Source organism: Bacteroides sp. L10-4 (assembly GCF_013373675.1).
Lineage (GTDB): Bacteria > Bacteroidota > Bacteroidia > Bacteroidales > Bacteroidaceae > Bacteroides > Bacteroides muris.
On record NZ_JABXJH010000119.1, the window covers coordinates 1 to 3,009 of the forward strand.

The window sequence follows — 3,009 nt, forward strand, 5'->3', positions numbered from 1 at the left end:
TCGGTTTCCGTTAAATCTGTCTGATACATCTTTTTTTAAGTTTGGTCGCTTCAAAGAAAGAAATAATCTGGCGGATACGGAAACCTCTTTAGAAAAAGATTTCAGGCATTTTTAAACAGGCTCTTAGTATGAAAATTATAAATAGACTTGCAGTCATTCTCATTACCTTCTTGTTTGGGTATAATTCTGTTTATTCACAAACACAAGCAGATGTAAAAATGGGAGAAATCCTGAACAGCGGCGATTTATTCCAATTAAGAAAAGAATACCCGAATTTGAAAGACTCAGTAAGCGTAAAAATGCTTAATTTCGTAGCGGATGCGCAGTTGGGTATCGGATTCAACAAATTGGAAAATGCTGCTATTGCCCTTGATAGCCTATTATTACATCATCAAAATGAAATGGGAGCTGAAACTTCAATAGGAATGGCAGCTTTACAAGGTATGAATCTTTTGAATTTGGGTATGTACGAACAAGCCGGAAAAATTGGAGAAGATTTGATTAACGCACTTAAACAATCTGCACCGTTTGAAGCTCTTTATAGTTTTGTTTTTATAGAAAAAGTAGGCAAAGCACTTGCCAATCTACAAAAGCCTTATCTTGAACGCCCCAATCGAGATGTTACGGTACCGATGAGTGCGGAAACAGTAGGAAGAGGGAAACATATTTATATACCAGTGGAAGTAAACGGAATAACGAAGAACTATATTTTTGATACGGGTTGTTCGTTTGGTAATTTCGTTTCAGAAAAGTATGCGAAAGAAACAAATTTGAAGATTGTAGCAGATTCGATTCCCGTATCAGGAATGGAGATTGGTTTTGTAAAGCTTGCTACGGCAGATTCTATAAAAATAGGAGAACTGGTATATCATAACCCTGTTTTTATGGTCGCACCTCCTGACAATGAAGTGGACTCGGTATTTGCATTTGACGGAGTACTTGGCTACCATTTTATCAGAGATGCAAAAGAAATAATCATAGACAATGAAGCTGGACAGTTTGTCTTTCCGCACAAACCGTCAGACGGAGAATCGAATATGTATCTGTCGTCAAACACTCCCCAAGTGAGAATCAGTTATAATGGACAACCTTTCGATTTGATTTTTGATACCGGAAATGTAAAATCTGATTTGGGAAACAAGTTCACAAAAACATTCCCCGATGCCATAGACGGACTCGCAGAAAAGATTACTTCCCGTGGAGGTTTTGGCGGAATATCACAGACAAAAGTTGTGGTATTGCCCGAATTCCATTTCGAAGTGGCTGGTTCCACTGTAACATTGCATGACACGGAAGTCATAAAAAATACGGAATCCAGCAGCCAGTTGTTTTCCGGTTCTTTAGGTGCAGACTTCGTACTGTCATTCAAGCGGCTTGTGATAAACTATCAGAACATGTTTATATGTGGAGAATAATATTAGCCACGATAAATATTTATTGAATGAATATAGGATATTATAGTCAAATATAGTATCCTATTTTTTTTGCCTCTCAATAAACAAACACCCAACTTTACATTCTTGGGTGTAAGATTGGGCATTTTTTATAAGTCATTGGCTTTCAATGTCTGTTGCCGAGAGTTAAGTTCTCACGCCTCTAAAACATAAAACTGAGCCCTTTCTTCTGAGAAGAACTGAACCTTTCAATCTCCAAAGAAAGGATTTCTTCAACTGCCCTGCCATAAAGTCTAAGAAAGGCTGATTGGCTCCTTCACTTTGGCATTTACGCCAAGAAAGAATTATTCTTCCCTATCCTCTTTGAATATATTGGTGGAGAAAAGGATAGCAAATTGGATTTAGCCCATAAACAACGGAGCTGTTCTGCCGTTGCCATAAGTGCATAAAAAAACAATAACCCTGAAGTTTGCTTGTTCAGCAGGGACAACAGGGTCTTACGCTTGCAAATATAGGCATTATTTTCTATATTTGCAAGAGAAGTCTTGTTTTTAAACTTATACCAAATGAAATATGACGAATGTTTGCAGGTACTATCCCCTGCAAGATTAAATAAATACGCACAAGCAAGCGGCAATGAAAAAGCCAAGACCTTGCGTCTATACCAATACAACATCAAGTTGAGCCAACGTTTTTATGGGGTTATCAGTATGTTTGAGATAATGCTACGCAATGCCATAAACGCTCACTACAAACAATATTTCAATGATGATAATTGGATAATCAACCAAGCAAGACCCAATGGATTACTTGAACAGGAAGCTTCCGAAATAGTACGCATACAACGCACTTATACAAATATGGGAGTGTACAACAACGATAAGATGGTAGCTTCCTTTACATTTGGTTTCTGGACTTATCTGTTTACAAGACGCAATTACCGCATAGGAGGAAAAACACTTCTTCAAATATTCCCCAACAAAGCGCATGGTTTAAAGCAAACAGACATCTACAACCAACTGACTGCCATCCGTGAATTTCGTAACCGAATAGCACATCATGAACCTATCTGCTTCAACGCTACACGTGCGATAGATACAAAATATGCTAAAGAGCATTATGAGTTAATACGAACCTATATAGAATATATGGGATTTGATTCGGATTCTGTATTGCGAATGGTAGAAAAGCCCGATTCTATACTAAAAGTAATAGATGGCATGAAGTAAATGCCCCATCTTTGGTGGAATACATAAGGATGATTGGGAACAATTTGGGAACATCTCCGATAAAAAGAAAAAGCTAAGTATTGAATTATTAATTACTTAGCTTTTATCTTCGTACCCCTAAGCGTTCTTTTCTCGAACCAATTCTTACATGATTTGGATTTGATTTGGGAACTGCGAGAGTTCATACCGTTATGAAAGTCAAGCCTCAATATTGGAGGTAGAATATTTAATGAAAATAGGCAAGTACAGTAAATAATATCATTAGTGTCCCATAAAAAATAGGGACTAGTTAAACATTAAATAAATTTGGCCCATTTGGTCCGAAACGGTCTTTGTCATATTGAAATTTAGTTTTGTCGAAGAGGTCTTTCAAGTGCGTTTTGTCA

2 protein-coding genes and 1 pseudogene are annotated in these 3,009 nt (G+C 37.2%); 2 read left to right on the plus strand and 1 reads right to left on the minus strand.

Features of this window, described 5'->3' with window-relative positions:
• The first annotated feature begins 128 nt into the window (after nt 1-128).
• The gene (locus HU824_RS19235) at nt 129-1,415 is read left to right on the plus strand and encodes a retropepsin-like aspartic protease (RefSeq protein ID WP_176469726.1); all 1,287 of its coding nucleotides are present in this window, start codon (nt 129-131) and stop codon (nt 1,413-1,415) included.
• Nucleotides 1,416-1,596: 181 nt separating this feature from the next.
• Here HU824_RS19235 and HU824_RS19935 read toward each other — a convergent pair.
• Nucleotides 1,597-1,831 (minus strand): annotated as a pseudogene (locus tag HU824_RS19935) (cell filamentation protein Fic); the annotation flags it as partial.
• A gap of 129 nt (nt 1,832-1,960) precedes the next feature.
• On the opposite strand from HU824_RS19935, the gene HU824_RS19240 reads away from it, so the two are divergent.
• Entirely contained in the window at nt 1,961-2,623 is a 663-nt protein-coding gene (locus tag HU824_RS19240; RefSeq protein WP_176469727.1) for an Abi family protein, read from the plus strand.
• The last annotated feature ends 386 nt before the right edge of the window (nt 2,624-3,009 follow it).